The sequence below is a fragment of the Luminiphilus syltensis NOR5-1B genome, from assembly GCF_000158175.1.
Lineage (GTDB): Bacteria > Pseudomonadota > Gammaproteobacteria > Pseudomonadales > Halieaceae > Luminiphilus > Luminiphilus syltensis.
Window position 1 is genome coordinate 2,758,925 of record NZ_DS999411.1, and the last position, 22,921, is coordinate 2,781,845.

General features: G+C 57.2%; 20 protein-coding genes. 1 reads left to right on the forward strand and 19 read right to left on the reverse strand.

The annotated features are described in order from the left end of the window. Positions 1 to 100 precede the first annotated feature (100 nt). On the forward strand, positions 101 to 1,396 hold the full coding sequence (locus NOR51B_RS12530) for a citrate synthase (protein WP_040482107.1): 1,296 nt from the start codon (positions 101 to 103) through the stop codon (positions 1,394 to 1,396). A gap of 137 nt (positions 1,397 to 1,533) precedes the next feature. On the opposite strand, the gene hisC is transcribed toward NOR51B_RS12530, so the two are convergent. The 19 genes from hisC to NOR51B_RS12625 all read right to left on the reverse strand — a co-directional run bounded on the left by hisC (position 1,534) and on the right by NOR51B_RS12625 (position 22,912). Beyond that, entirely contained in the window at positions 1,534 to 2,598 is a 1,065-nt protein-coding gene (gene hisC, locus NOR51B_RS12535; protein ID WP_009020927.1) for a histidinol-phosphate transaminase, read from the reverse strand. Positions 2,599 to 2,622: 24 nt separating this feature from the next. Continuing rightward, positions 2,623 to 3,363, reverse strand: a complete 741-nt coding sequence (gene phoU, locus NOR51B_RS12540) for a phosphate signaling complex protein PhoU (protein WP_009020255.1) — start codon at positions 3,361 to 3,363, stop codon at positions 2,623 to 2,625. Between the two features lie 20 nt (positions 3,364 to 3,383). Further along, positions 3,384 to 4,199 carry a phosphate ABC transporter ATP-binding protein PstB gene (pstB, locus tag NOR51B_RS12545; protein WP_009021502.1) on the reverse strand — a complete coding sequence of 272 codons (816 nt, stop codon included), beginning with the start codon at positions 4,197 to 4,199 and terminating at the stop codon, positions 3,384 to 3,386. Positions 4,200 to 4,212: 13 nt separating this feature from the next. After that, a complete protein-coding gene (gene pstA / locus NOR51B_RS12550) occupies positions 4,213 to 5,226 on the reverse strand; it encodes a phosphate ABC transporter permease PstA (protein WP_009019060.1) in 1,014 nt (337 codons plus the stop codon). Next, positions 5,226 to 7,109, reverse strand: a complete 1,884-nt coding sequence (locus NOR51B_RS15060; protein ID WP_050759482.1) for an ABC transporter permease subunit — start codon at positions 7,107 to 7,109, stop codon at positions 5,226 to 5,228. Before NOR51B_RS15060 ends, pstA begins: the two co-directional genes overlap by 1 nt. Further along, positions 7,096 to 8,070: a phosphate ABC transporter substrate-binding protein gene (locus NOR51B_RS12560; protein ID WP_050759483.1), complete on the reverse strand. Its 975-nt coding sequence runs from the start codon at positions 8,068 to 8,070 to the stop codon at positions 7,096 to 7,098. Before NOR51B_RS12560 ends, NOR51B_RS15060 begins: the two co-directional genes overlap by 14 nt. Further along, positions 8,067 to 9,377 (reverse strand): phosphate regulon sensor histidine kinase PhoR, encoded by a 1,311-nt coding sequence (gene phoR, locus NOR51B_RS12565; protein ID WP_009019285.1) that lies wholly within the window; start codon positions 9,375 to 9,377, stop codon positions 8,067 to 8,069. Before phoR ends, NOR51B_RS12560 begins: the two co-directional genes overlap by 4 nt. Continuing rightward, positions 9,374 to 10,084 carry a phosphate regulon transcriptional regulator PhoB gene (gene phoB, locus NOR51B_RS12570; protein ID WP_009020586.1) on the reverse strand — a complete coding sequence of 237 codons (711 nt, stop codon included), beginning with the start codon at positions 10,082 to 10,084 and terminating at the stop codon, positions 9,374 to 9,376. Before phoB ends, phoR begins: the two co-directional genes overlap by 4 nt. A 61-nt stretch (positions 10,085 to 10,145) precedes the next feature. Next, on the reverse strand, positions 10,146 to 10,760 hold the full coding sequence (locus tag NOR51B_RS12575; protein ID WP_050759484.1) for a transglycosylase SLT domain-containing protein: 615 nt from the start codon (positions 10,758 to 10,760) through the stop codon (positions 10,146 to 10,148). Beyond that, entirely contained in the window at positions 10,757 to 12,784 is a 2,028-nt protein-coding gene (gene ligA / locus NOR51B_RS12580; protein ID WP_009020302.1) for an NAD-dependent DNA ligase LigA, read from the reverse strand. The genes NOR51B_RS12575 and ligA overlap by 4 nt, the downstream gene beginning before the upstream one ends. A 3-nt stretch (positions 12,785 to 12,787) precedes the next feature. Further along, entirely contained in the window at positions 12,788 to 13,735 is a 948-nt protein-coding gene (gene zipA, locus NOR51B_RS12585) for a cell division protein ZipA (RefSeq protein ID WP_009021177.1), read from the reverse strand. Between the two features lie 20 nt (positions 13,736 to 13,755). Next, entirely contained in the window at positions 13,756 to 17,256 is a 3,501-nt protein-coding gene (gene smc / locus NOR51B_RS12590; protein WP_009020459.1) for a chromosome segregation protein SMC, read from the reverse strand. 126 nt (positions 17,257 to 17,382) lie between these two features. Then, positions 17,383 to 18,558: a tetratricopeptide repeat protein gene (locus tag NOR51B_RS12595; RefSeq protein WP_009021301.1), complete on the reverse strand. Its 1,176-nt coding sequence runs from the start codon at positions 18,556 to 18,558 to the stop codon at positions 17,383 to 17,385. Then, on the reverse strand, positions 18,555 to 19,010 hold the full coding sequence (locus tag NOR51B_RS12600) for a cytochrome c-type biogenesis protein (protein WP_009020491.1): 456 nt from the start codon (positions 19,008 to 19,010) through the stop codon (positions 18,555 to 18,557). Before NOR51B_RS12600 ends, NOR51B_RS12595 begins: the two co-directional genes overlap by 4 nt. Next, entirely contained in the window at positions 19,010 to 19,537 is a 528-nt protein-coding gene (locus tag NOR51B_RS12605; protein ID WP_009020011.1) for a DsbE family thiol:disulfide interchange protein, read from the reverse strand. Before NOR51B_RS12605 ends, NOR51B_RS12600 begins: the two co-directional genes overlap by 1 nt. Then, entirely contained in the window at positions 19,524 to 21,497 is a 1,974-nt protein-coding gene (locus NOR51B_RS12610; protein WP_009018910.1) for a heme lyase CcmF/NrfE family subunit, read from the reverse strand. The genes NOR51B_RS12605 and NOR51B_RS12610 overlap by 14 nt, the downstream gene beginning before the upstream one ends. Next, complete coding sequence (gene ccmE, locus NOR51B_RS12615) at positions 21,497 to 21,967, reverse strand: cytochrome c maturation protein CcmE (protein WP_009018937.1); 471 nt, start codon at positions 21,965 to 21,967, stop codon at positions 21,497 to 21,499. The genes NOR51B_RS12610 and ccmE overlap by 1 nt, the downstream gene beginning before the upstream one ends. Next, on the reverse strand, positions 21,957 to 22,172 hold the full coding sequence (ccmD, locus tag NOR51B_RS12620; protein WP_040482108.1) for a heme exporter protein CcmD: 216 nt from the start codon (positions 22,170 to 22,172) through the stop codon (positions 21,957 to 21,959). The genes ccmE and ccmD overlap by 11 nt, the downstream gene beginning before the upstream one ends. Continuing rightward, positions 22,172 to 22,912: a heme ABC transporter permease gene (locus NOR51B_RS12625; RefSeq protein WP_009019869.1), complete on the reverse strand. Its 741-nt coding sequence runs from the start codon at positions 22,910 to 22,912 to the stop codon at positions 22,172 to 22,174. Before NOR51B_RS12625 ends, ccmD begins: the two co-directional genes overlap by 1 nt. Positions 22,913 to 22,921 lie beyond the last annotated feature (9 nt).

The window sequence follows — 22,921 nt, forward strand, 5'->3', positions numbered from 1 at the left end:
TTATAAAAACGGCCTCAGCTCCGAATGTGTGAAAAATTGACAGACGGCGCCGTCAGCTATAATTTGACGCTCCCCGATCTGGATGCCTCAGGACTTTCCCATGACAGAAAAACACGCAACACTCAGCATTGATAACGGCGAGGGTTCGGTCGATAACATCGAACTACCCATCCACGAGGGAACTCTGGGACCAGATGTGGTGAATGTCAGCGGTCTGACGGCGGAAGGCTACTTCACCTTCGATCCCGGATTCACCTCGACAGCGGCCTGTGAATCACAAATTACGTTCATAGATGGCGCCAACGGTGTGCTTTTGCACCGGGGCTATCCCATTGAACAGCTCGCCGAGCACTCAGACTACCTCGAAACCTGCTATTTGCTCCTCTACGGTGAACTCCCCACCGCAGAGCAAAAAACCGAGTTTGTACGTACCGTTCATCAGCACACCATGGTTCACGAACAAATCCGAACGTTCTTCAACGGATTCCGTCGCGACGCGCATCCCATGGCCATCATGTGCGGTGTGGTCGGTGCACTGTCGGCATTTTATCACGACTCAACAGACATCTCTGACCAAAATCACCGCACCGTTGCCGCTTACCGGCTGATCGCGAAGATGCCCACAATTGCGGCCATGAGCTATAAATTTTCGATTGGCCAGCCCTTTATGTACCCGGACAACAGCCTCGACTACTCGGCTAACTTCCTGCACATGATGTTCGGCAACCCCTGCGAGCCCTCCAACATATCCCCTGTAATCGCTCGAGCGATGGACAAGATCTTCCTGTTGCACGCCGATCATGAGCAAAATGCCTCCACCTCCACGGTACGTCTGGCGGGCTCCTCCCAGGCGAATCCCTTCGCGTGTATTGCCGCGGGTATCGCCGCCCTCTGGGGTCCCTCCCACGGCGGGGCCAACGAAGCCGTAGTGAAAATGCTCGAAGAAATCGGCGATGTTTCAAACATCGATGAATACATCGCGCGTGCAAAAGACAAGGACGACCCCTTCAGACTGATGGGCTTCGGTCACCGGGTCTACAAAAACTTCGACCCACGGGCAAAGGTAATGAAACAAGCCGCGGACGAAGTACTTGCCGAGCTTGGTATCAATGACCCGATGCTCGATATCGCCAAGCGACTCGAGGAGATTGCCCTCGAAGACGCCTACTTCGTTGACAAAAAGCTCTACCCCAACGTCGACTTTTATTCCGGCATTATTCTCAAGGCACTGGGTATTCCAACGACGATGTTCACTGTGATCTTCGCCGTCGGCCGAACGGTCGGCTGGATTGCCCACTGGAATGAGATGATCTCGGGAAGCTATCGCATCGGTAGACCCCGTCAGCTGTATACGGGATATTCAGAAAGAGACTTCGTCACCATAGACAAGCGCTAGTACTGTCAAGAGGGGTTGGCCGGGTGGACTCGAGGTCACCCGCAGTCAGCTCCTTTGTTCCTCCGGGTAGCTTCCCGTCGTGCGCTGCAATGCGACATGAAACATCCGAGCACAACGGTTATGGCCCGTGCGCCGCTTTAACCCGCCTCAAGACTCCGATCAATGGCGTCGAGCAGAACCTTGTGTTGCCGCGTAGAGCCTACCGTGACGCGCAGCCAGTCTTGAATGGACTCACTGTCCCAGCGTCTTACGATGAGACCCTCACCACGCAGACGATTGAACAGCGCCTTACCACCACCGTTTTTGTGGCGTACAAAGAGAAAGTTAGCGGTTGATGCCGTGACCTCAAAACCGCGTTCAACCAGCGCACCGGCTAGGGCCTCTCTATTTTCGACCACCACTGCACTCGCTTCGGTTAGCCAATCAACATCCCTTATTGCTGCGGCCGCCGCGGCCTGAGCAATGGCATCAACGGGGTAGGAGTTAAACGAATCCTTGATCCGCACCAGTCCATCAATCAACGTCGAATCACCCAGCGCATAGCCCACGCGCAGGCCCGCAAGGCTATGGCTCTTGGAGAGCGTCCGGGTAATCAGGAGATTATCGTAGCGGGCGATCAACGGTGCCGCGGTTTCACTACCGAAACCAAAATACGCTTCATCGACGACCACCAGCCGGTCGGTATTGTTTTCAAGCAGCCACTCAATCTCCGCCATCGATACCGAAAGCCCAGTCGGTGCATTAGGATTGGCAAATAGCAGCGGCCCCGAGCTTTTCGAAAAACCCTCTAAATCAAGACTGAAATCATCTCTCAGTGGAATCGGGTTTATCTGCAAACCATTGAGCCGCGCCCAAACCGGATAGAATCCATAGCTGATAGCAGGCACAGTAAGCGGGTCACTGCCGGCGAGGAAGCCCTGAAAAATCAGGCCCAGCACCTCATCTGATCCATTGCCGACAAACACCTCGCCCACCGATAAGGATTCGACGCTGGCGATCGCCCCCCGAAGATTTAGCGATTCCGGGTCCGGATAGCGCCGGAGGTCATCCGCCTGCACCGCTGCAATGGCCTCCATCACCGACTTCGACGGCGGCAGTGGATGCTCATTCGTGTTGAGCTTGACCAGGTTGCTGACCTTGGGTTGCTCGCCAGGGACGTAAGGCACGAGAGAGCGAATGGTATCGTTCCAAAATTTACTCATCGATTAACTATCCAAATCGCGTCATCAGTGGGCATGGGCTCCGGAGGCGCGCACCGAATCCAGTAGTTGTGAGAGTTCGTCAACCGATTTATGCCTGACATCGATTCCCTCTGTGAGATAAATCACCTGCTCAGCAATATTACTGGCGTGATCACCTATACGCTCAAGAGATCGCAGCGCCCACGTATAATCGAGGGCCGCATCAATACAATGGGGATTGTGGCGCATTTGATCTTTCATATCCCCCAGGGCGACTTGATAATCGGCGTCAATCGTCTTGTCGCTCAACACCACTTTGATCGCCTCTCGAGTATCGAGTCGCGCAAAGGCATCGAGTGCGCTGCGCAACATTCCCGTAACATGCTCGGTAATTTGAGCGAAATAACGAGAAGTCGCTGAAGTATCCGATTCCTGGGCACGCTTAATCGCCATTTTTGCCACTTTTGACGCCTCGTCTCCGATACGTTCAAGATCGGTTGTCACCCGTGCGATGGAGATAATCAACCGCAAATCACTCGCCGCGGGCTGGCGACGGGCGATAATATTTCCACACTGACGATCAATCGAAATTTCCATGGCATTCACAGACCGATCGACATCGATAGCCTGCTCGGCGAGCGCACTGTCGCGCAACAGCAAGCCGTCCGCCGCCATACCTATCTGACGCTCAACCATGCCGCCCATTTCGAGAAGGTCATTCTTTATCGCTTCGAGTTCATCGTTGAACTGGCGGGAGATGTGCTGGGTGTAACCCCGGTATTCCATGTGTTATCCCGATACTTGCTCTAGCCGTATCGCCCCGTGATGTAATCCTCCGTCTCACGACGACTAGGATTGGTAAAAATAGTGTCGGTTCTGTCGAACTCGACTAACCGTCCCAAATGCATGAACGCGGTCATGTCAGAGACCCGCGCCGCCTGCTGCATATTGTGGGTAACAATAATTATGGTATACGAATGTTTCAGTTCGTAGATCAACTCCTCAATCCGCAATGTTGAAATGGGATCAAGCGACGACGCCGGTTCGTCCAGCAAGAGAATCTCAGGCTCGATGGCAATGGTTCTAGCGATAACCAGTCGCTGCTGTTGCCCCAGCGACAGTGTCAACGCACTTTCGTAGAGACGATCGGCAACCTCGTCCCACAGCGCCGCCGAACGCAACGAATGCTCCACGATGGCATCCAACTGACGCTTACGACGGATCCCCCCAATACGGGGTCCGTACGCGACATTTTCATAGATAGATTTTGGAAAGGGGTTGGGGCGCTGGAAAACCATACCAATGCGACGGCGTAGCAGTGTGACATCGGTATCACGCGCGAGAATATTCTGCCCTTCCAGTAAAATTGAACCGGTGTACTCAGCGCCTTCTATTAAGTCGTTCATCCGATTAAAACAACGCAAGAGCGTCGACTTACCGCAACCACTGGGCCCGATTACCGATGTAATCTTTCCGGCAGGGATAGCCAGTGATATCTCGCGAAGCGCATTTTCGTTATCCGGATAGGCTAAGGAGAGACCGCGCACCTCGAGATCAGGTGGGCTCCTGTCACCGCCAGCTTTGAGTCCTGAAAGCCGAATCAGCGCATCCCGTTTATCCATGCTCGGTTCTCACCTACACGAAGCGCGCCAGCATGCGGCGGCGAAGTAAAATGGCAACAATATTAAGCGCGCTGACCACCAAGACCAGCAACAACGCGGTGGCACAGATCAACCCCAAACGACCCTCGCTGGGCTGGGCGTACATGGTCACGTCGTACACGTAATAACCGAGGTGCATGAATTTACGCTCGAGATGAATAAACGGTGCCTGCAAGCTAACCGGTAACGCAGGTGCATATTTAACCACTCCCACCAGCATAAGCGGAGCCACCTCACCCGCCGCTCTGGCCATGGCCAGAATGATACCGGTGAGAATACTGGGCATGGCGGCCGGTAGCAGGATACGGGTTAAAGTTTCCGCACGGGTGGCGCCCAGCGCCAAACTACCCTCTCTCAGATCCAACGGAATTCGGCCAAGGCCCTCCTCCGAGGCAACGATGACAACCGGTAGCGTCAGTAGTGCCAGGGTCAGCGCCGCCCAAAGCAGCCCCGGTGTGCCAAAGGTTGGCTGGGGTAATTGATCGGCGTAGAGCCACTGGTCGACGCTTCCACCCATCGTGTAGATAAAAAATCCGAGACCGAAGACGCCATATATTACAGCGGGCACGCCTGCAAGATTATGGATGGCAACGCGCAGCGCCTGGGTATACCAGGTATCCCGCGCGTACTCACTCAGGTAGATCGCAGTCGCCACACCTAATGGCGCGACGATGATCGACATAATAACCACCAGAAGCGCCGTACCGACAATGGCTGGATACACTCCAGCGACCCCTTCAAAGTCCCCCCTGGAGGCGAATAAAAAATCAGAGAACTGCCGGCCCGCATCCTGCCATTCGGCCGCGGATAGCCAGGAACCCGAAGGCATAAACCAAAGTAACGCGGTGAGTGTGATACCCCCCAAAAGCCCGACCACTAGCAGCAACGCAAGACTCACCATTGCCGCACACCACCAGACCTTTAGTGCCCCACTGGCGCGTGATAAACGTAACGACGCGGGAAGCTGTAGTACCGCACTTTCAGCCATTATGACGCCAGCACTCGAAACCGTTTACGCATGCGTAACCGCAGAACTTCCGCCAGCGAGTTAAACAGGAACGTAATAAAGAACAGCAGTAATGCCGCAAAGAACAAAATTTGATAGTGAACACTCGAAAAAGCAGTCTCGGGCAGCTCTATGGCCAAGGTTGCGCTAATGGTTCGCATCCCGGTGAGCGGACTCCAGTCGAGAATCGGGGTGTTTCCCGAAATCATAAGGACAATCATGGTTTCGCCCAGTGCCCTTCCAGCACCTATCGCGACGGCAGAAATCACGCCCGGCCAGGCCAGGGGGAGTATCACATCCCGAAAACTGCGCCAGCGCGAGGCTCCCAATGCGAGGCTGCCCTCGGCCGCATGCCGCGGAACCGAGTAAACGGCGTCTTCAGCCAGCGAGAAAATGCCGGGTATTACGGCAATGCCCATCGCAATACCCACCAGGAGGCCATTTAAATGCACCAGATCGACGTGGAATTGCTCGTGAAGCCAAACGGTCAGGGAGCCCGACATCCATTGCTGTTCAACATAACCGCCGAGGAGCACCCCCGCGGCTATGAGCAGAAGAATAACCGGTATTAACAGCAACGGCAGAAGACCGTGGTAGCGACTGCCATGCAAAGACGCCGGTGCGAAACGCCAGAGGGCCGAAGCCACGGGTATACCCAAAACAGCGGTGATCGTCGCAAAAAACAACTCGGGCAATACCAACAGAAAAATAGGCGCCAACCATACTGCCGCGACTGCGGCGAGCACTACCGTAGGTATAGCCTCAAGCAACTCGATAATGGGCTTGATCCGATTTCGCGCGCGATTGCTCATAAAAAACCCAACAAAAAAGGCAGCTCCGACTGCGCATGGAAGCGCAACAAGCATGGCTATTAGGGCAGCCTTCATCGAGCCAAACAGTAGCGGAGTCAGACCGAATTTCTGCTCCTGCCCCTTTCCCACCGACGAGGTCTGCCAGACCTGTGACGGTTCCGGATAGCCGAGATATTGAACCGGGGTGAATAGCGAAGCGAGGGTGATCGCATCAGTATTACCCTCGACCTTCCAAACTCGGCGTTGCTGGTTACGAGCAGCCTCCGCATAGAAATGGTGTTGATCAATCCAGCCAATTCCCTCCATGGGTTCAGCCAGGGCTTTTTGCGCTATTCGTTGCTGCGCGGTCGCATTCCAAAGCTCGATCGATTGTGGACCCGCCAGGATCAGCACTCGCTGGCTTTCTGGCGCAGCGGCCAGACCCAGGATTCGCTCAGAAACTTGCCATGTACGAGCGAGCACAAGCTCGGGATACAAGCTGCCGGCCGTCTTCAACAAATGGTACTGGCGCACCGACCGCGCCGCGGCGAACAACAGGGTCTCATTGGCACCGCCTATGGCATGATAATCAAAGGGTTTAATCCTCTCGATGTTTCCCCACTCTACTGCGTCCATCCGTAGCGATGCCATTCGATAGCGACCGTCATTCGCAACGGCCACAAGCCATCGTTGAGTGCTGTCGATAAACAGCACCGATAGGGGGATTTCCGGTGCGTTAAAACGAAGTGAGACCCATTGCTCCGCAGCATCCATTGACGGGCTTATTGCGCCGCTGATGGCCCCGTCGGAGTCCTCACGAAGCCAGACACGGCCCATTATGGACTCTCGCCACGCGGGTAACAGGTCCGAATGAGGCACCCAATCGGGTGTTCGCTCGGAAGCTATTATGTTGTTCTGCGCGTCCGCTAAAGGCGTTACCTTGACCGACTGGGTCAAGGGCCAGGCCACAAACACCATTTGTACAAACATCCCCACTACGGCGCATAACACGAGAACGCTGGTGGCCCGTACTACAAAAGACACGCCAATATCGAAGACACTACGCATCGTCATTACAAATCTCCGCAAGCGTCAATGCCCCGTCAACCTTTGACCGCAGGGAATCAACGGGCTCGAAGCCTCCATCGCGCAGTAACTCTCGACCGCGGGTCGATGCTATGAACTGAAGGAAAGCGCATTCAAGCCTGGGAGGCGGCTGTTGGGGATCGAATGCGAGATAAAACCATAGCGTGCGCGAGAGCGGATAGACACTACCGTCGGCGTCATAGTTCTGAACGCGAGATGTATCACGCCCACTGACTATCGGAAGCACCTTCACCTGATCCGTTATAAATCCCATGCTGGTATAACCAATCGCCGTGGGGATCTGGCTTACTGCCGATACCACTGCGGCGGAGCCGGGCAACGCATTTACCCCGGCCGCGAAATCTCCGCGGCACAGCGCTCGTTCGCGAAAGAATCCATAGGTCCCACTAATGGAAGTGCGGCCGTAACGCTCGACAGGCAGCGCTCCCAGTGCCGGAGCCACACCCAGATCGGCCCAGTGTGTGGCGGCTTTACCCGAACACGCATGATTCGCCGAATAAATGCTGTCGAGATCATCGAGCGTGATGCTCTCAAGTGGGTTATCCGGATGCACAATGATCGCAATCGTATCAACGGCAATGGGCACCGCTGTCGGCAGCCAACCGCGTTGCTGGAAAAAGCTGTCGAGCTCCGATCGTGTCATTTGCCGGCTCATTGATCCGAGATTGGCGCTTCCGGCAGTCAAAGCCGGCGGAGCACTGGCTGAACCCATAGCCTGGATTTCGATTGTGACACCGGGCTCTACGTCGACGAATGCGTCCGCCCAATCACTGACCAAAGCTGCCAGCGTATCAGAACCGGTAATGATTAGATTTCCGCGCACTTCGGGAGTCGCCACGGTAGTGGCGGCAACGGCGGAGCTGAATGCACACAGCACCAGCACCCTCAACAGCCTAACTCGCGTCAGAAGGGTAACGGCTGACTTCATTGCAAGGTCTCGGTGCTGTCTCCCCGAACCAATTCAGGCTGAAAAACCAGTGCGAAAACGCTGCCAACGCCAACCTCGCTCTGAATTCGCAGCTCGGCGTTATGCGCGTTCGCGACATGTTTTACAATGGCCAGTCCCAGACCTGTACCTCCGGTAGCCTGGCTGCGGCTTTTGTCCACTCGGTAAAAGCGCTCGGTTAGCCGGGGTAAATGTCCCGCTTCAATGCCGGGACCATTATCCTGAACTTCGATCACGTAACCCTGCTCCTCGATGAAACCACGGATTATCACCGGCGATTCAGCGGGGCTGTATTTCAACGCGTTGATGATCAGATTGGAGACTGCGCTGTGCAGTTGCTTCACGTCCCCCATGACCGCGTAACCCGTGCGAATCTCGAGCTCAATTTCTCGGTCCTGGAACCCGGGGCGCAGCTCAGCCACGAGTGTTTCAAGTAGCTTGTCCACCGCGACCCACTCGGTCTTGCGCTCGTGTTCCATCGACTCGATCCGCGAGAGCCATAGCAAATCGGTCAATAAGTTTTCCATGCGAGCGGTCTGGGCATCGACCTGAGCTAGCGACCGTTGTAAATGATCAGGACCCATGGTTGGATTATCGATGGCCATCTGGATATGGCCCTTGATTACCGTTAGCGGTGTGCGCAACTCGTGGGAAACGTTGGCCACGAAGTCCTGGCGCATTTCCTCAAGCCGGATACGATCGGTTACGTCGCGGACCAGGATGAGGCGATCACCATCGCCGAATCGCGACACCTCGAACTCAAGACAAACTCCCCCCTCCTGGGGTGGAAGGACCTGCAGGGGATACTGGTAGTCTTCAGAATCCAGATAGGCATGAAATTCGGGCATACGCAACAAATTGAGGATGGGTTGGCCGCGATCCTCAGGAAACTGCACCCCCAGCAGTGATCGAGCGGACTCATTACACCAGGCGATGGCGCTCCGTTTATCGATAATCAATGCGGCGTCGCGCATGGATGCGAGCGAATCCTGCAGGTAATCGAGCGCAGAAGCGAGACGATTCTGGGCTTCTCGATTGCGCCGCTGCAGCAGATAAATATTGTCGAGGATGACCCCCCATATACCGAAGCTTTCCGGTGGCGTGGTCTCCGGAGAATCGAGCCAGCGATTGATCTTGCGTACCTGCCAGACCCAAACCAGCAGCGCACCGGAGACCGTTGCCGCGAATCCGCCTAAGGGACTGCCAGCCAGCCAGCCGAGGCCGGTTCCCGCAATAATGGCAAGGAGCAGAAGCCGGAGCTCATAAAACCAGGTTAAACCGGGCCTCAATGATCCTCCAGCCCGCGCACCGAGAAGCGGTACCCGGTTCCACGAACCGTCTGAATCAATCCACTGTAATCCTTTCCGTGGGACTGCAACGCCTTGCGCAGCCGCCGAATGTGCACATCGACGGTTCGTTCCTCGACGTAAACATTGGCACCCCAGACATGATCAAGCAGCTGGCTACGGGAGTAAGCCCGCTCAGGATGCGTCATGAAAAAGTACAACAGATTGTATTCGGTAGGGCCCATGCTGATCGGCTTATCTGCCAAATAGACACGTCGACCATCGGCATCAAGCAGCAACTCCTCGAAGGCCAGTCTCTGGTTGTCCTCCATTCCCTGGGATCGACGCAACAATGCCTTGATCCGTGCCACCAGTTCCCTGGGAGCGAATGGCTTGGTCAGGTAGTCATCGGCGCCCACCTCCAGCCCCTGAATGACATTGTCTTCGGCGGACTTGGCGGTAAGCATGATCACAGGAATAGCGCGGGTTGCCTCACTGCGCTTCAATCGCCGCAGCAACTCAATACCGCTGCCGCCAGGCAACATCCAGTCGAGCAAAACGAGGTCGGGGCGTTCGTCCACCACCAAACTGTGGGCGTCGGAAATGTTATCCGTTTCTATGCAATCAAAATCAGCGATTTCAAGCGCCATTCTGAGCATGTCCCTGATGGCATACTCGTCGTCCACCACCAGAATTTTGCCACTCGCCATACGTCGCTACTGCCTATGATCGGAAAGAAACATGATGCCACGCCAGCGGTCGCGGCAACAATCAGAACCAGTTAAACCAACCTTCATCTTCCAGCGATGGAGCACACTCCCTGAGTTGGGTGTTGTAGCTATTGGCGCGGCGCTCCACCTTGCGCGCGACAGCTATCAGCCAATCCTTGGACTCATAGGTGCGTCGTTTAAAACCGCCATGCCCCTCATGGTAAGCGAGGTAGAGTCGGTAGGCATCATCGCGAGCGATCGAATTGATACGATGGCTCTGATCGCCATACCAGCCAATGAAGTCAATGGCATCGGAAAAGTCATCTCGATCCGCGCCATAATTCCCGGAGCTGCGCTGATACAGGGTCCAGGTGCTTTCAAGCGCCTGTGAATAACCGTAGGAATCAGAGGGCCGGGGACCGGGTATAAACCCAAAGATCTTCTTCCGCGGGGGTTTGGCGGTGGCAACAAAGCGCGACTCCTGGTGCATGATTGCCATCATCACGGTAACCGGTATGCCCCAGCGCGCTCGTGATTCCTTCGCCTCTGCATACCAGTCATCTTTCTCGCGAAAAATCGCACAGATATTATCCACGTTGCTCGGGGGCGTCGTGGTGCATCCGACCAGCAGTACCAACGTTGTTATCAGCCCAACCGGCACCATGAAGCGTGTCATTCCAACTCCTCCAGCAGCGCGAGAAAATCAGATTCATCGAGCACCGGCAAACCAAGCGACTCCGCCTTTTTGAGTTTGGATCCGGCCCCCGGGCCCGCGAGGAGCCGCGTCGTTTTATTACTCACACCACCGGTGACACGTGCACCGAGGGAACGCAAGCGGTCACTCGCCTGGTCACGACTCATTGACTCGAGCTTACCACTGACCACCCAGCTCTCTCCGGCGAGTGCGCCCTCTTCGCCGGCTGCCATTGAATCAACAGGATCTGGCCAGTGCACACCCGCCTCAATCAAGGCTTCAATGGTTCGCCGATTTGCGGCCTCGCTGAAGAAGTTTCGAATATGCGTCGCAACAACGGGACCTACGTCATCCACCTCTTCCAAAACCTCCTGACCCGCGCCCTCAATCGCATCAAGACTGCCGAAATGCATCGCCAGCGCCCGCGCGGTCGATTCACCCACCTCACGAATGCCCAGCGCATAAATAAATCGAGCGAGGGTCGTAGCCTTACTTTTGTCGAGCGCAGCCACCAGATTTTCCGCTGATTTTTCGCCCATCCGATCGAGTGACACGAGAGTCTCGAGATCGAGGCCGTAAAGACCTGCAATGTCTGTAATCAGCTCCCGAGCCACCAACTGCTCGATCACTTTTTCGCCCAGGCCATCGATATCCATAGCCTTACGTGAGGCAAAATGTTGCAGCGACGCGCGACGCTGTGCCGGACAAATCAGGCCACCCACACAGCGAAAAGCCGCTTCGCCCTCAACGCGCTCCACCTCCGAACCACACGCCGGGCAATGGTCGGGAAAGACAACCGCCCTCACACTTTCATCGCGCTCCTCAAGAATCACCGCGACCACCTGGGGGATAACGTCTCCGGCACGCCGGATAATGACGGAATCGCCGATACATAGCCCGAGGCGCTCAATTTCGTCAGCGTTATGCAGCGTTGCATTACTCACGGTGACACCGCCAACAAACACGGGGTCAAGTCGTGCAACTGGCGTAATCGCCCCCGTGCGACCGACCTGGAATTCTACATCGAGTACCCGGGTTCGCTGTTCCTGGGCGGGAAATTTTCGCGCAATCGCCCATCGGGGTGCACGAGAGACAAAGCCAAGTATTCGCTGCGATTCCAGGTCATCGACCTTGAATACAATACCGTCGATATCAAATGGCAAGCCGTCGCGCTCCCCCGCAAGCCATTGATAATACGCCTCACAGGCTTCAGCAGCCGTGGCTACTTTCATCCACTGAGAGACGGGCAAACCCCATTCACCAAGCCGCGCTATGACCGCGCTATGACGATCTCCCAGATCACGGATCTGACCACTACAGAAGCCTACCGAGTAGCAACAAAAATCCAGTGGCCGGCGGGCGGTAACACGGGGATCGAGCTGACGCAGACTTCCCGCGGCGGCATTGCGGGGATTCACAAATAACTTGTCGCCGCTGGCCCTCGCCCGGTCGTTGAGACGCTCAAAGCCCACTCGCGGCATAAACACTTCGCCGCGCACCTCAAGTACATCCGGGAACCCGCCTCCCTCGAGGGCCAGGGGAATAGCCTCAATCGTTCTCACATTATGGGTTATGTCCTCACCGACTACGCCATCACCGCGAGTAGCCGCCTGAGTAAGCTTGCCCCGTTCATAAATGAGGCTGACCGCAATACCGTCCAACTTCGGCTCGCAACAGTAATCGATAGCGTTTTTTCCGAGCCGTTCGGATACGCGCTGGTCAAACGCATCAAAATCATCAGACGAAAACGCATTGTCCAGGGACAGCATGGGTAGGCGATGGGTTACCTGTTCGAAACCGGCGATGGGCTGGGCGCCGACCCGCCGGGTCGGAGAATCCGGTGAGGCTAGCTCTGGATGGGCAGACTCGAGTTCATGAAGCCGACGGAAAGCGGCATCATAGTCGGCATCGGGAACCGATGGTGCATCCTGCTGGTAGTATTCCAGTGCCCAGCGTTTGATGCGCTCGCGCAGTTCCGCCACTTCGGCGACCGTGGCCGGATCCATCGATCAACGCTCGCTCTCGACCAGAATGCGGCGCTCCAGCTCCCGGATCTGCTGGCGCATGTGTTCCAGGCTCTGTTGAGTCACGACGCTTCGGGTCTCATCCAGCACATCGCCATGAAGGTTCTTGGCAACGGCCTTGGCGGTCTCATACATATAGTCAAAAGCCTTGAGCATATCTTCAGGCCCGGGCAGCGTGACGAAGAACATTAAACCCCGCGTGGACAATTCATCCATGTGGTCAATATCGAAAACACCGGGCTTCATCATATTGGCAACGCTGAATTGAATCGGGCCTCGACCCGCGGCCTGCTCGTGACGATGGAAAAAGTCCATATCACCAAAGCGCAAATCGCAGGCCAGCAGAATTTTTAGAATATCCTTGCCTGCAAACCCAGATTCCCCGTGTGCCACGACGTTCAGCACGAAGACATGAGGATCGATACTACGCGGTAGCTTACCCTCCTCCGCGGTTTGCTCGGGCTCATCACCATCCAACTGGTCGAGCCAGTCAAGGTTCTCTGGCGTCTCGTCCCGGGTCGACATACCCGACATCAAACCGTCTTCGCTGTCGTCAGACTCATCAGCGCCAGGCGCCGCCCCGGCAGTAGGCGGGGTAATGTCTGGCTCGGGGCGACCGTCAGCCCATGCCGGCGCAGCAGACTCCGTCTCTTCCCTTGTTTCACTATCGGCAGGCTCTGCATCGGAGTCTTCGGCCGCAGCGGGTTCGGAACCCAGATCGGCTGCCCGTACAATACGTGCTCCGCCGTTGGGCAGCTCAGAGAGCAAATCGAAATCGTCTTCGGTGTCGTCGACATCGCCGCGTCGGATCTTCGTATTAAGTCGGATTTCGCTCCGTCTTTCGGCGTAAACGCGACGACCCGCATCTACCAGTACCGCCAGAATCAGGCCGGCGCCGATGATTACCATCCAATCCCGTACGGTCAGTTCCATTCGCTACCCCAATCGCTCTGCTAGCTCGCCGCCAGCTGTGCGGCCTCGTCGATATCGACGGTGACGAGCCTGGACACGCCCGGCTCGTGCATCGTAACTCCCATCAGTCGATCTGCAGCTTCCATCGTTATCTTGTTGTGCGTAATAAAGATGAATTGCACCGCTTCGGACATCTCTTTGACCAATCGGGCATAGCGGCCCACGTTGGCATCATCCAATGGAGCGTCGACTTCATCAAGCATACAAAACGGTGCTGGATTGAGCTGGAATATGGAAAATACCAGCGCGATCGCCGTCATTGCCTTCTCGCCACCCGACAACAAATGAATCGTACTGTTCTTCTTGCCCGGGGGGCGCGCCATGATGGCAACTCCGGTATCGAGCAAATCATCGCCGGTCATTTCCAGACTGGCGGTACCGCCACCAAACACCCTTGGAAACAACTCGGAGAAGCCGGCATTGACCTGATCGAAGGTATCCCGGAAGCGAGATCGCGTCTCTTTATCGATTTTGCGAATGGCCGATTCCAGGGTGGCCAGCGCCGACTCCAGATCCTCGTTTTGCGCATCGAGGTATTCCTTGCGCTCCGATGCACGCCCGCATTCCTCGATAGCCGCCAGATTGATGGGGCCGAGGCGCGAGATCTTGGCACTCACCCGTTCCACTTTAACCTGCCACTCCGACTCGCTCGCCTCATCGGGCAGCGCCTGTGCTACTTCAGCGGGTATCGCATCGAGTTCGCGGAGCTGGCGTTCGTTATTTTCAATGCGGACCCGAAGCTCGGCCTGGGCGAGACGCTTACTTTCGATCTCGCCGTGAACCCCCTGTAACCGATGCTCAACCGCGACTTTTTCCTGCTCTGCCTCACGCAAGGCGTGCTCGTGCTCCGCGACTTGTTGGCGCGCCGCGGTCAACGCCGATTCCGACGTCACCCGTTGTGCGAGCAAGGCCTCGAGTTCGCTTTTGAGGGCCGCATCGGGGTCGTCACCCTCAGGTAATTGAGCCACCAGTTCGCCGCGACGCGATGAAAGCTGCGCGACCTGCTGCTCGAGCCGATTGATGGCATCCGCAACAGTCTGGATCTGAGTTTTCAGACCCTGTGCCTGCATATCGGTTCGATGAACGGCGTCACGGGCATCGCGCGCGCGATCCCTCGCCGATTGAAGCGTAGACCGGTGCGTTTCGCGCTGCTGCTGCAACTCATCGCGTTCTAGCGCATCGCGCTCCATGTGGTCGAGGGCATCTGCCAGCAAGGCACGAGATTCGCCCAGGGCCCGCTGCTCAGACTCAAACTGCGCGGTCGCCTCGGCAATGTCAGATTCGAGCCGGCGCTGACGTTCGCGGGTCTGGTCAATCGCCGCCAAACTCGATTTTCGTTCCGCTGCGAGATCGGCCTGTTCCCTCACCGCCTGCTTGAGCTCCTGCTGAACGAGGCTCAGCGCCGACTCAGATTCTGTCCTTTGAACGCCGAGCGCCCGCAACCGCCCCTCAACTTCATCGAGGGCTGCCTGGTCTCGAGCAATGTCACCCGAAAGATCTTCGAGCCGTTGGCGACGTTCGATCATTCCCGTCGTCACGTCCGCTCCCGAGCGCAGCCTGACCCAACCCAGACCAAGCCAATGACCGTCGGGCGTAATCACAGATTCACCCGGCGCCAGTTCGGCCAGTTGCTCGAGTGCCGCGGCAAGCGTCGGCGCCGGAAAAATAGTATTGAGTGTCGCAGCCAGCGCACCAGCGCCCTCTACCAGTTCTGCCAATGTGCCGGATCGTGGGGCGACGGTGACAGCACTATCAACCAGGCAGGCGCCCGTCGGAAGCTGTTCGAGTTTACCGAGCCCCACGGCGGTCGCCCCATCGACGCAAACTCCTGTCAGCGAGTCCCCCAGCACCTGCTCGACCGCAGGCGCCCAACCGTCGGCCACTTTCAGGGACTCAAAAACCGAACCACGAGCAGTGATCGAGTGTTCCGTTAGCCACGCTCTCGCACGCGCCGATTCACCTTCGGCGGTGGCCGCCTCCTGCAGCGCCACCAGTGAGGACTGCTGGCCCTTACTCTGCTGCAGGCGTTGCCGCAGCTGATCCTGCTCCTGCCTCGCCGACTCGATAGATTCGCGACAGTGGGTGATTGAAGCGGTGTGGTCCAGGACCGATTGTTCGCGGTCACTGACACGGCTTTCAGCCTCGGCAATTCGCGTCTCCAGCGCCTCAATATCGGTTTGCGTATCGTCGTCCTTGATCTGTTCACGCTCATGCTCCAGACGGGCAATACGCTCCTGCAGGCGACCGAGCACCTGCTCGAGGTACACAATCCGACTTTGCTGGACTTCCGATGTTTTTGTCGGACCAGCTGCCCGCTCGTTGAAGGCATCCCATTGTGTCTGCCAGGCGACCATTGCCTCCTCCGCCCGAGACAGCGATTCTGCGCCCGAGGCGCTGTCATCGCGGAACTGGATCAGCTGGGGCTCAAGCGACGCCAGCTCAGTCCGCCACTGCTGCAAACGATCCCGATCCGCCGTCAGATGCCCTTGCGCCTGACTGAGCGACGCCTCGGTTTGAGCCAGATCCTGAGTCACTCCCTCGCGGCGCTCCTGCTCAAATCGCAGCGCCTGCTCGACCCGGGTAACCTCCCCGCCAATGCTGTAGTACTCGGCCTGAACTTCATTAAATTGGTCGGTGGCATCGGCGTGGGCAACCCTGACCGACTCGATCCCAGACGCCACCTTGGCCAGTTCAGCGCGATGTCGCTCCTGCAGCACCTCTAGCTCAGCGACCGCGGTCTCGGTGCTGGTACTCGCCGCTTTTTGCTCCCGCCACTGCAACGCAAGCAACTGTGATTTCAGCTCCCGATCCTCGGCTTTGTATTCACGATAGCGTTCGGCGGCCTGCGCCTGGCGCTTCAAATGCGCCAACTGGCGCTCGAGTTCATCGCGAAGATCGGTCAGTCGTTCGAGGTTTTCCAGCGTACGACGCATACGATTTTCGGTTTCGCGACGCCGCTCCTTGTATTTGGATATCCCGGCTGCTTCCTCGATAAAAACACGAAGCTCTTCAGGCTTCGATTCGATAAGACGCGAAATCATCCCCTGTTCAATAATCGCGTAGCTACGCGGACCGAGCCCAGTACCAAGGAACAGGTCAGTGATATCGCGCCGTCGGCACTTACTGCCGTTGAGAAAATAATCCGAACCGCCCTCGCGGATAACCTGGCGTCTCACGCTAATCTCAGCATAAGCCCCATAGGCGCCACCGATGCCGCCGTCGCTGTTATCGAAGACCAGTTCGATCGACGCCTGGCCCACGGGTTGACGATTCGTGGTGCCATTGAAGATAACGTCCGACATTGACTCGCCGCGCAGCGTCTTTGCCGAGCTTTCTCCCATGACCCAGCGCACCGCATCGATGACATTGGACTTGCCGCAGCCATTGGGCCCTACAACCGCGCTCATGTTGCTCGGAAACGATACGGTCGTGGGATCTACGAACGACTTAAAGCCCGCCAGTTGAATGGTTTTTAGACGCATACGGTTCCTAACATCGGTGACAAATCCAGTCGGGCTTCTCAAACGGGCTAACGCAACATGTAGTGTATCCGCTGGGCATTAAAAGCTCTAGAGGCACAAGATGTTGTAACAGAAGAAAAACGCCTTTTAGCGCTTATTCGGCGCCAGAATCAACTCGATCAGCTGGTCGGTGGAGGGTATCACGTCCTCAGCGATTGCCAACCAATCGGCAGATTCACGCCCGGGAGTACCGGCGATCGACACTTGCACCTCGACATCGACGGCCTCGAGGTCAGAGAGCCGCTGGCCGGCCATGGAATTGCTGTCATCCAGAACCAATTCAAAAGGCAACTCGGCGGCACTGCGGCGCGCGACGGCTACCGGCATGCGTTGCTCACTGCCCGCCCGACGAGCGAGCACAAACACCAGCGCGCCCTCAGGAATAGCGTCCTTCGCTGTGACCTGAACGCGGACACCAACCCCCGTCGAAACCGCAGTATCAGCAACGGCCAATCCGGCGTCACCCGCCCGCTCGCGGGCGGTGGCCAGCACGCTGGTCATCATTTGGTACGTCGGCGTACCCGGCGTCTCAAGCGCCAGCAAACGCTCCCAGTAACCCACAGCGACAGGGTAGTCACCCGATTCAAAAGCGGCCATACCCAAAGTCCCGAGCGCAGTCCGCTGACGCGGATCCAGCGATAACGCCGATTCCGCACGACGCCGTGCCTGTTCACTCAGAGTACGATCGGACGCCATGAACTCGGCCTGTGCAGCGCGCCCGAGTATCTCAGCGTTTTCGGGCAAAAGCGTGAGTAGCCGCTCGTAAATGGGGAAGGCCCTGGCGGGCTGATCGGTGCCGGTGTAGTACTGGCCCAATAAGGCAAGATAATCAATATTTTCGGGACGCTGGCTGAGACGGGCCTCGATATCGGCAACCAACTCGGACATCGCCTCCGGTGTAGCCGACTCCAGTTCCGCGAGGCGGCGCTTGATATCCACGTCCTCATGGGCACCCAGCACGAGATAGAGCGCCGTCACGACCAAGACGACGACCAGGGGTAACAACCAGAGCAACGCGTTACCGCTGGAGACTTCGGCGCTGACCGGTTCCTGTGCGCCCGCGTTGAGCTCCTCGGCGGCGCGCAATTCGGCGTCGTCCTGCAAATCAGCAGGGGCATCGGCGAGCTCCGCCCGTCGCAATCGAAGCCAGTCTGTGGTGGTCTCGCCGGGACCCGAGCGACGCCAGCGATGCGGCAATACTGCGACGAGAACGCAGATCAGTGCCGTGAACACCACGGCGGGTAGTAAAAATACGGAGGTCACTGTTCTTCCTTGTCGACCTGCTGACGAAGCCGTTCCCGCTCGGCATCGCTCAACGTCTCTGATGCCGCTCCCTGTCTTCTCAAATGCCAGATCAACCCCAAACCACCGAGCGCAATGAGCAGTGGCGGCGCCAACCAGAGCGGCGCCGTATTAGCATCTACCGCGGGTCGATAGCGAACAAATTCACCGTAGCGCTCTACCATGAAGTCGAGAATTTCTTCGTCGTTCGAACCCGCCTCCAACTGACGGTGCAATAACGCCCGGAGATCCCGCGATATCGGCGCATTGGAATCCGCGATACTTTGATTCTGGCACTTGGGACAGCGGAGTTCCTGGCTGAGGCTGTGATAGCGCGCTTCCAGTTCATCGCTACTGAACTGATAGGTCTCGATCACTGCTGCCACCCAAACGGGATAGCACGCCAACAGGATCGCCGCCAGTAGTCGGGCCATTAGCGTGCACTCCCCGCTTGATACACGGGCTCGAGAATATCGCGCCAGACTCGCTCATCAACCACGCCAACATGGCGGTAGAGTACCGTCCCATTGGCACCGACTACGTAGGTTTCCGGGGCTCCGTAGACGCCAAGGTCCAGCCCCAAAGCACCCTCTTTGTCGGCAATGGTGCGCGTGTACGGATCGCCGAGGTCGGCCAGCCACTCGCGAGCTTTCGCTGACTCGTCCTTATAGTTCAGACCAAAGATTGGCACACCGGCATCGGCCAGTTCCAACAAATACGGATGCTCGACGCGACAGGAATAACACCACGTGGCCCATACGTTGACGAGTGCTGACTGCCCTCGCAAGTCCTGCTCAGTAATCGGCTCGCCGGAATCCAAATCGGGAAGTTCAAAAGCGGGGACTGCGCGACCGATCAGGGCCGACGGCAGATCGGTGGGGTCGAGTGAAAGACCGCGGTAAAGCACCGCCGCCAACAGGACGAAAGCCGCCAGCGGGAGAAACAGCCTAAGTCGCCGCATCGGCCACCCCGGCATTCGCCGTCACCGCGCTACGCTGCGCCCGATAGCGCTTGTCCAAGGCGGTCACAAGACCACCTATACCGATGACCAGCGCACCCAGCCATATCCAGCGAATCATGGGCTTGTACTGCAAACGGATCGCCCATCCATCATTGCCAACGGGCTCGCCCATGGCCACATAGAGATCGCGCATGAGTCCTGCATCGATCGCCGCCTCGGTCATAATTTGGTTGCTGGCGATGTACCGCCGTTTCTGTGGCGTGAGTGTGGCGATCTGGGTATCGCCATCCCATACTGAAAACGTGGCCTGATCAGCGCTGAAATTGGGGCCGTCGACGCGGTCAAGCCGCTCAAAATCGAAGCGATAGCCTGAAACCGTTTGGGAATCACCCACCACCATTTTCAGATCACGCTCGATACTGAGCTGGGTAACCACCACGGCGCCAAGCACCATTGCGGCAAATCCGCAGTGGCCCATGACCATACCCAGATAACTCGGGCTGAGCCGAGCAAGCTTGGCTCGAATGCCTCGGACCACCGCGGTTCGGTTTCTCAAATCCCGAGCCAGCGATAAAACCACCCATCCGGCGAGGAGCACAGCGAGCGCGATCCAAAGATTGTATTCACGCCCAAACAACGGCAACAGTGCGGCCAGAAGCACCACGGTGACGGCAGGCAATAGAAGCTCCTGCCACCAGCGGGCTACCGTGTCGCGCTTCCAGCGCGATAGCGGCCCAATCCCCATGAACGGCAACAGCAGTGCCATCAAAGGCACAAACACTGCATTGAAATAAGGAGGACCGACGGAGTACTTACCCTGCCCGGCCGCATCCATTACCAGCGGAAACAACGTTCCCAGCAACACGGTCAAGGTGGCGACACAAAAGACGAGGTTATTGAAGAGCAGCAACGCTTCCCGCGACAGGGGACCATAGTGCACTCGGCTGGCCACGGTGGGGGCGCGCAACGCGTAAAGCACCAGCGACCCCCCAACCACAACGCCCAGGAAAATCAGTATGAACAAGCCTCGTTCAGGGTCGCTGGCAAAGGCATGCACCGACGTCAGTACACCGGACCGAACGAGGAATGTGCCGAGTAAGGATAGGGAAAACGCCGCTATGGCCAGAAGTACCGTCCAGGAGCGGAACAGGCCGCGTTTTTCGGTCACAGCAAGGGAATGCACGAGTGCCGTACCTGTCAGCCACGGCATGAACGATGCATTTTCTACCGGGTCCCAAAACCACCATCCGCCCCAGCCGAGTTCGTAATAGGCCCACCAACTACCGAGCATGATACCGAGGCTGAGAAATCCCCAGGCTACATTGGTCCAGGGCCTGGACCAGCGTGCCCACGCGGCATCGAGTCTGCCACCGAGTAATGCAGCGATGGCAAACGCGAAGGGGACTGAAAAACCCACGTAACCCATGTAGAGCAAGGGCGGGTGAATAATCAACCCAGGGTCCTGCAGTAGCGGGTTTAAGTCATTGCCCTCGACCGGCGACCCGGGCAACAATCGTTCAAAGGGGTTGGAGGTAAATAACGAAAACGCGATAAAACCAACCGCCACCAAGCCCATAACGCCCAGCACCCGTGACAGCACCGGAAGTGGGAGGCCACGACTGAAGAAAGCCACGGCCGTCATCCATCCGCTGAGGATAAGCACCCAAAGCAGCAGCGATCCTTCGTGGTTACCCCAGACCGCCGAGAACTTATAGACGGAAGGAAGCAGACTATTCGAATTGGACGCTACCACCTTGACTGAAAAGTCATCCTGCAGGAACGCGTAGGTGAGGAATCCAAACGCAATGGCGAGGAAAACGCATACTCCCAGCGCCAGCGACGGTGCCAGGTTCATCGCCAGAGTATCCCGGCGCCAGGCCCCCCACAGCGGGACCGTACCCAGCAAACAGGCGAGAGTAAACGCGATGATTAACGCGAGATGGCCAAATTCAGGGGTCATCAGTAGCTTCCTTCTCCACCATAGGATGGTGCGTCTTTAGAGGGCGCCGACTTGCCCTCGAGGGCTGCCGCCACCTCAGGTGGCATATAATTTTCGTCGTGCTTGGCGAGCACCTCGGTCGCAGTAAATAGGCCCGAAGCGTCGAGAGTACCCGACGCAACCACGCCCTCGCCCTCCGAGAAAAGGTCGGGAAGAATCCCCGTGTAGCTGACGGTGACCGTTCCTTCATAGTCAGTCACGTCAAAGCGCGTGTTGAGATCGGTCTCACTGCGCACCACGCTACCTTCGACCACCATGCCCCCGACGCGAATAGGTCGATCCACCGGCGCACTCCCCGCCACCACCTCAACCGGCGGATAAAACAGGTTGATATTGCCGCGCAGGGCATAAGCAACGAGACCAATTGCCGTCGATGACAGGACCACGATAGCCAGTACGACCCACAATCGCTGTTTTCGTTTAGGGTGCATTATTGGACCCCCGTAGCGATTCAAGCGTCGATGGGTTGGAGTCAGCAAATGTCGAGGCCCGGATGCGGCGTACAGTGGACCTAGACCGAACCAGCGGCGCCCAGACCAGGTAAACCACCACGAGAAGCGTAATACCATACGCACTCCATACGAAGGCTCCATGACCCGCCATCTGCAGCGCATCGGTCAGTGAGTCAAAATACATCAGTTGCCCTCTAGCAGCTGTTCTTTCAGCCAGGCTGAATTGCGATGTTGTTGCAGCAGATCGGCACGCATGTTCAGCAATACCGCGACGGCAAACAACGAGTAAAAAGCGAGGATCATCAGCAATAGCGGATACAGCATGCTGGCATCGATCGCACTCTGACCGGTGAACTTGATCGAGGCCGGCTGATGCAGGCTGTACCACCAGTCCACCGACTTGTAGATGATAGGAATGTTCACCGTGCCAACCAAGCTCAGAACAGCACAGGCCTTGGCAGCAACCGCTTTGTTCTCGTAGGCCTCAAAAAGCGCGAGTACCCCGAGATACAGAAACAGGAGAATTAGCATCGAGGTGATCCGCGCGTCCCACACCCACCAGGTACCCCAGGTAGGCTTACCCCAAATGGCACCGGTGACCAGCGCTACAAATGTCAGTGCAGCACCCACCGGGGCGACGGCCCGCATCGCCGTATCGGCCATCTTGATCTTCCAGATAAGGCTCATAGCCCCGGCGATGGCCATAACGTAATACCCAGCCAGCGCAACAACTGCGGCCGGCACATGAATGAAAATAATCCGGTAGCTATTGCCCTGCTTGTAATCCGGAGGCGCATAGAGCAGCCCCCACACCGCCCCCACCACCAACAGCAGTACAACCGCGGGCAGTAGCCAGCGGATTAGCGTCCCTGCAAAGCGAAAAAACCAGGGGGGAGAGCCCATTTTGTGAATGATGGTCCACATCAGTGACAG